The 6,181-nt window shown below is 61.3% G+C and carries 7 protein-coding genes; all 7 read left to right on the top strand.

Going from position 1 to position 6,181, the window contains the following annotated elements; genetic code table 11:
- Window positions 1-256: cytochrome c oxidase subunit 3 (locus ACXJL8_RS30800; protein ID WP_456686137.1), on the top strand; the 256-nt coding region annotated here is incomplete at its 5' end.
- Window positions 253-648 (top strand): cytochrome o ubiquinol oxidase subunit IV, encoded by a 396-nt coding sequence (gene cyoD, locus ACXJL8_RS30795; RefSeq protein WP_404553303.1) that lies wholly within the window; start codon window positions 253-255, stop codon window positions 646-648. The genes ACXJL8_RS30800 and cyoD, both read left to right, overlap by 4 nt.
- A 471-nt stretch (window positions 649-1,119) precedes the next feature.
- Window positions 1,120-1,347 (top strand): hypothetical protein, encoded by a 228-nt coding sequence (locus tag ACXJL8_RS30790; RefSeq protein WP_456624150.1) that lies wholly within the window; start codon window positions 1,120-1,122, stop codon window positions 1,345-1,347.
- Window positions 1,348-1,712: 365 nt separating this feature from the next.
- Window positions 1,713-2,513, top strand: a complete 801-nt coding sequence (locus ACXJL8_RS30785) for an acetoacetate decarboxylase family protein (protein ID WP_456624149.1) — start codon at window positions 1,713-1,715, stop codon at window positions 2,511-2,513.
- 129 nt (window positions 2,514-2,642) lie between these two features.
- Window positions 2,643-3,443, top strand: a complete 801-nt coding sequence (locus ACXJL8_RS30780) for an acetoacetate decarboxylase family protein (RefSeq protein ID WP_456624148.1) — start codon at window positions 2,643-2,645, stop codon at window positions 3,441-3,443.
- Window positions 3,444-3,705: 262 nt separating this feature from the next.
- Entirely contained in the window at window positions 3,706-4,347 is a 642-nt protein-coding gene (locus tag ACXJL8_RS30775; RefSeq protein ID WP_456624147.1) for a helix-turn-helix domain-containing protein, read from the top strand.
- The coding region (locus ACXJL8_RS30770) for an ATP-binding protein (RefSeq protein ID WP_456686136.1) at window positions 4,344-6,181 on the top strand (1,838 nt) is incomplete at its 3' end. The genes ACXJL8_RS30775 and ACXJL8_RS30770, both read left to right, overlap by 4 nt.

The following is a 6,181-nucleotide window of genomic DNA, read 5'->3' as shown; positions in this document are numbered from 1 at the left end:
GGGCATGATCGCTATCGGTGCGGCGCCGCAGCGGAGCGCCTTTCTGTCCGCATTCTTCACGCTTGTCGGATGTCACGGGCTGCACGTCGCGCTCGGACTGATCTGGCTGATCGTGATGATGGTGCAGGTGGCGGTATTCGGGTTCGCTGCGAGAGTGCAACATCGCCTTCTCTGCTTTTCCTTGTTCTGGCACGCGCTCGACATCGTCTGGGTTGGGGTATTCACGGTGGTCTATCTGATGGGAGTGAGTTCATGACAGAGGCTCGACACGAACGCGCACCCGGAGACAGGCCGAGCCGCGAGATGCAAGCATCGGCTCCATCCGAGCTTCTCGTTTACACGATCGGCCTGTTTGTGGCGGTTCTTCTCACGGCCACGTCGTTCTGGGCTGCTAACACGACGCTGCTTTGGCCGGGCGGCGTATTCCTCGGGCTCGCTGTCCTCGCCATTGCCCAGATGGGCATTCATCTGGTGTTTTTCCTGCACATCACCAGCGGGCCGGAAAGCACCAACAACGTACTCGCGCTCGCCTTTGGTGTTCTCATCGTAATCGTCGTGATCGCCGGCACGATGTGGATCGTGGCAGATATGAATACGAACATGATGATGCCTTCGGGTGCGCCGATGAGCATGAGGATGCAACATTGAAGAGCGTCGCGGGGATGCCTGCTACCGGTCGAGCATGCCGTCGCCGCGCAGTGCGCTTTCGATGATTGTGGTAGCATCGTCGATCAGGAGGGGATCGCGCCGGCGGCGCGGCCACCGTTTCAGGCAGCGTCAACCGCGATGATCACGCCACGCGCTGTCGAACAGCGCAGACGCGACGTCAACGGTCAGTTTCGGCCAGACGATGGCGAGTTCGAGTGGGTTCGTTGGAGCGAACGACCCGCTGAATCCGTCCGGCATTGGCCATCTGGGGTAGCACTCGATCCCGCAATAGCGCCTGGAGCTGGAAAGATCATGCAGGTAGCCCCGCTCCAGCGGTCGTGAACAGGCCATGCAGACAGAGGGGTGTCGCGGGGTCATGTCGTTCACGAGCACAAATGTGATTTTGTGAACTGGCATCTGACCTGTCCTTCCTAGTCTGAGGTGCGTTTGCGATCTCTGGCATCGCCCGCGATGGGTGGTTTCTTCAATCCGGCCCCGATCGCCGTCCTGCATGCATCGCTGAGATCGGTGTTCTTCTCTCTGAGACAGGTCGTTATCTCATCTGCATTGGGAATGAACGTGCTGCAAAGTCTGAACACGTCGGGTGTGCACGCCACGCGCTGCTCCGCTGTTCCTTGCGAGAAGCAGGGAGCAGGCGAGGCGATCGCGCACAGCAAGGCCAGCGACACGCATGACTGAGCCAGAGGCGTCAGCCGAGGCCGCACCCGCTCGTTGTGGTTTCCGAACTTCATCAAAGGAGGTGCCATCCGCAATCGAGGACATCATTGCCGTGGCAAACGGAAATACACAATTGCCGGGGTTGGCGCTTGTAGCGAAGCGTCGGACTTTGGAGCTTTCGACCCCGCTACGGTCTATGCGCCTCCCAAAGCGGAAAATGCGGTCGGCGGATACGCGAGGCGGCCGGTTCAGCAGGAACGCGCCAACAGCGGTGCACACAAACGACCAAGTCGCCGCACGTTTCTCCAAGCGTTGAGGACAAGACCGACGCTAGCATTCTACGCTGGAATGATACGCCTGATGCGGACTGCTGGCGGGGCGAGGACATGCTCAAGGGATTTACGGCTCCTCGGTCACCTCGGGGGATGGCTGCGTTGGTCCCGCCGCCACCCTGGCACTTCGCGGGCGACGTGCTCGCGGTGGAATTCTGGAACGATCCCGATGTATCGATCGATATCCTTCCGACGGGTGTGGAGCTTGATGAGCAGTGTCGAGGCCGCTCTGTTGCAGTCTTCACAGACTATCAGTTTACCGCTCAGAACGACGAGCATCTGGATCCGGCCAGATATCAGTGTCGCGGATTCAGCGTTCTTCTCGATGCGATATGGAAGGGGACACGAATAGCGTGGTGTCCCTACTGCTATGTGGACAACGACGCTGCCTTGATGAGGGGCTGGATCCAAGGCTATCCGCGAAAGTTCGGCACCGTGCACCAGACCCGTACCTTTGCCGCTGCCAGCATCGCTTCAGCGCCGCTCGTGCAAGATGGCAGATTTTCGGCCTGCATGTCCGCTCACGGCCGTTTACTGGTGCAGGCCGGCGTTACCTTGCGCGAAAAAGCCGAGCGTCTTGTCGGCTTGCTCGATCGGCGGATCGTCGGACGGCGGTATTTTCCGCGGCTCTCCGCGGGCCTGCACGACAGGCCGGCCGTGGACGAACTCGTTCGCTGCGTTTCGGACCACCTCCTGATCACGAACGTCTGGGTCGGCGAGGGAGAGCTCGAATTTCCGGAAGCCTATGGCGAGGAGCTGGAAATGCTGGGGCCGCTCAAGGTGGGGCGTGGATACCGGTTCTCGTTTTCCTATTCCGTCACCGATATCGAGGTTCTGGCAGATCTGACCGCCTAGCAATCGGCCGATGCCGACGGGCGTGTTCCGGATTGTGGCAGGAATCAACAAATCGACGCGTTTCAATCAAATCCAGCGCGGCTGGTTCCGGTAGCCTCTGTGTCGAGAGCGATGCACCAGGACACGGGAATGCTCAAGGGCTTTACAGTTCCGAAGTCGCCATTTGGCCAGGCCGCTCTCACTCCGCCGCCCCCCTGGCACTATGCCGGTGACGCTGTCGGAGTCGAGTTCTGGGCGGACCCTGACGCGGCAGCAGCCACATTGCCGCGTGGTCTATCCCCGGATCCGGCGTCAAACGGTCACGCCGTCATGATGTTCCTGGACTGGCAATTCACCGCCCAGGACGACGAATATCTCGAGCCGGCCCGGTATCAATATCGCGAGGCGTTTGTCCTGGTCGACGCAATGTATCGCGAGGTGCCGGTCATGTGGTGTCCGTACATCTATGTCGACAACGACGCTGCGCTGGCGCGCGGCTGGACCCAGGGGTTTCCGAAGAAGATGGGCAGCATCTTTCAGACGCGCTCCTTTGTGGCCTCAGGCCCCGCCGCGGCGCCGATCGCGCCCGGCAGCCGATTTGGCGCCAGCCTCTCGGCGCATGGCCAGCGACTTGCGGAAGCGTGCGTCACCTTGCGCAAGCCGGTCGAAGACGGATTGTCTCTGCTCAGCCGCCCCACGGTCTTGTTGCGATACTTCCCGAGACTGGTGGCCGGATGCGAGGACAAGCCCGCGGTCGACGAGCTGGCGATGTCGGTCACGGACAATCTTACGGTTGCCCGCGCATGGATCGGGACGGGAGAGCTCAATTTTCCGGAAACGAATGGCGAAGAACTCCACTCGCTCGCGCCGAGGCGGATCGAGTCGGGTTTCCGCTACTCACTCTCCTACTCAATTAGCGACCTGAAGGTCCTCGAAGACCGCGGCTCCTAGGTGACTGCACCCGCCGTAACGGCGGGCGTGCAGTCCTCGCTTCACCGCGACATCCCCGTCCCGGTGGCCCGGTGCTTTCTTGCGATCGCAAAGGAAGGTTGATGGACGCAATTGCGCCCGAATATCCGGCTCGAAACCATTTACGTGGCGATCCGCTTGGAAATAAAGGGCTTTTACTCCCTCTTGGGCGTTTGCCCAGCAACGGAGCATTTGCCCGAATTTAACGGTTCACAACACTACTTAACAAGCCAAGAGGCTTCCCGTGCTGCACTCTCTCGCCGATCCGGGCTGTTGGGTGATCGTCGAGGGAATGACTATGGCAGGACTTCCGGCTACTCTACCAGGATCTTCCTTTGCACCCGACCAACAGTTCAACCTGGTTGCGAACAGCCTGGCCAGGCTGCTTGAAACGGCAACGCGAGAGCTGGAACGTGATCGAGATGCGGCCAGGGTGTCGCTCGCCACGGCATCCCACATCCTGCAAGCGGAAATTGAGCGCAGCTCGGGCGCCAACGGTTCCACAAGGGGCGGTCTGGCGGCGTGGCAGATCCTGCGCGTGCGAGCTTACATCGACAGCAATCTGCACCGTACCATCCATATTCGGGATCTCAGCGCGGTCGCACGTCGAAGCCCGGCGCACTTCTCGCGGAAGTTCAAGCTGGCCATTGGGGAGTCGCCGCATGCCTACGTGGTGAGAAGACGCCTGGAGAGAGCCTGCCACCTGATGATGACCAGCGCGGCGTCACTGAGCGAGATTGCCTTGAGCGTGGGCTTTTCCGATCAGGCCCATCTATGCAGGCTCTTCAGACACGCCTTTGGCCAAAGCCCGGCCAACTGGCGACGCGAGATCAGAATCCCCTGCGAAGTCACCTCGAGAACCGACATGGACGAGCGCATCCCATGAGCGGTCGGCAGGGGACGGTCCTCAGCTTCGGCCCCTTCGAACTATCGATCGCAAACCGGCTTCTGACGAATGACGCTAAAGCCGTGCCGCTCGGCGCGCGTGCCATGGATCTCCTCATCGTCCTGGTGGAGCAGGCAAACAAGGTCGTCGGCAGAAGAACTCTGATCGAACGCGTTTGGCCCGAGAGGGGAGCGGAACAAGTCAGCCTGCGTGTCCATATTTCGGCGCTGCGGAAGGCTCTTAATCAGAGCGACCCCGGCAGGCGGTATATCGCGAATATACCCGGGCGCGGGTACAGCTTCGTCGTACCGGTCACCTCACGCGCCGCAGACGCGTCGGAGAATCCCAAGCGGCCTCCGAGGCCCCGAGTGCCCGCGCGCTTGATGCGGATGCTCGGACGAGAACACGCCGTGGCCGAGATTCAGGCGAAGCTGGCCGAGCAGAAGTTTGTCACGATCATCGGGCCCGGCGGCGTCGGCAAGACCACGGTGGCGGTCGCAGTTGCCCACGAACTGGGCGCCGCTTTCGACAGCCAGGTTCTCTTCATCGACCTGAGTGCGCTCGGCGACGATTCACTCGTCGCGCCGGCCATCGCAACGTCACTCGGCATGTCGGTGCAAACGAGCAATGTCGTACCTGCCGTGATCGATCGCTTGCAGGAAAGGCCAACGCTCATCGTTCTCGACTGCTGTGAGCATCTGATCGATGGAGCGTCGGCGGTCGCAGAGGAACTGATACACCGTGTCCCGACATTGCGTTTGCTCGCGACCAGCCGGGAGGCCATGCGCGTCGAGGGGGAGCATGTCTACGAGCTCGGCGGGCTTGAATGCCCTCCGGAAGACAGCAACCTGTCAGCGCGGGATGCACTGCAATACCCTTCCGTTCAATTGCTGGTCGACCGCGTACGGGCGGTGCGAAGTGACTTCGAGCTGACGGATGCGGATGCGCCGATTGCTGCGGGTATCTGTCGGCGGCTTGACGGTATTCCTTTGGCGGTCGAACTCGCGGCCTGCAGGGTTGACATCTTCGGCCTCGGCAAGACCGCAAGCCTGCTCGACGAGCGACTGAATCTGTCATGGGTGGGGCGCAGGACCGCCCCGTCGAGGCACCAGACGTTGAACGCCACGTTGGAGTGGAGCTACGACCTGCTCGACGAGGCGGAGAAGCGGATATTGAATCGGCTCAGCGTATTCGCCGGCGGATTTACGTTCGAAGCGGCGGTCGCCGTTGTCGCCGATGAGACGGTGGATGAAGCAAGTGTCTCGGATTGCGTTTGGGAGCTTCGCTCGAAATCGATGATTGCCGCCCAGGGCCAGGGGGGCCGGCTGCGCCTGCTTGACCCGACCCGCGCCTTTGCCTTGCAGCGACTGGCCAGGAGCGACGAGCAGGACCGCTTGCGCCGCCGTCACGCCCTCTATTTCACCGACCTGTTCAGGCAGGGCGCCGCGATGGACATATCGGGTTGGTCGAAGGCGCTCGGGATCGAGGTCGATAATCTCAGAGCCGCCCTGAACTGGGCGTTTTCTGCCACGGGCGATGCGAAAATCGGCGTCGAACTCGCTGCGGCATCGGCAAGCGCCTGGATGGGCATGGCGCTGCTCACCGAATGCGTGGAATGGATGAGAAAGGCCATAAGTCATCTCGACGACAAGAATTCGGGTACACGACAGGAGATGGTCCTTCAGTCGGCCCTCGCCAGCTGCGTGATGTTCACGGGTGGCATGACGGAAAAATCATACGCGACGTGGGCCAAGGCGCTGCTCCTCGCCGAGGGCCTCAACGATATCGACTATCAGATGGACGCCCTGCTTGTGCTGTGGGCTCACGAGTTGCG

The sequence above is a fragment of the Bradyrhizobium sp. P5_C11_2 genome (assembly GCF_054049755.1).
This window is presented reverse-complemented; position numbering and strand designations above follow the sequence as displayed.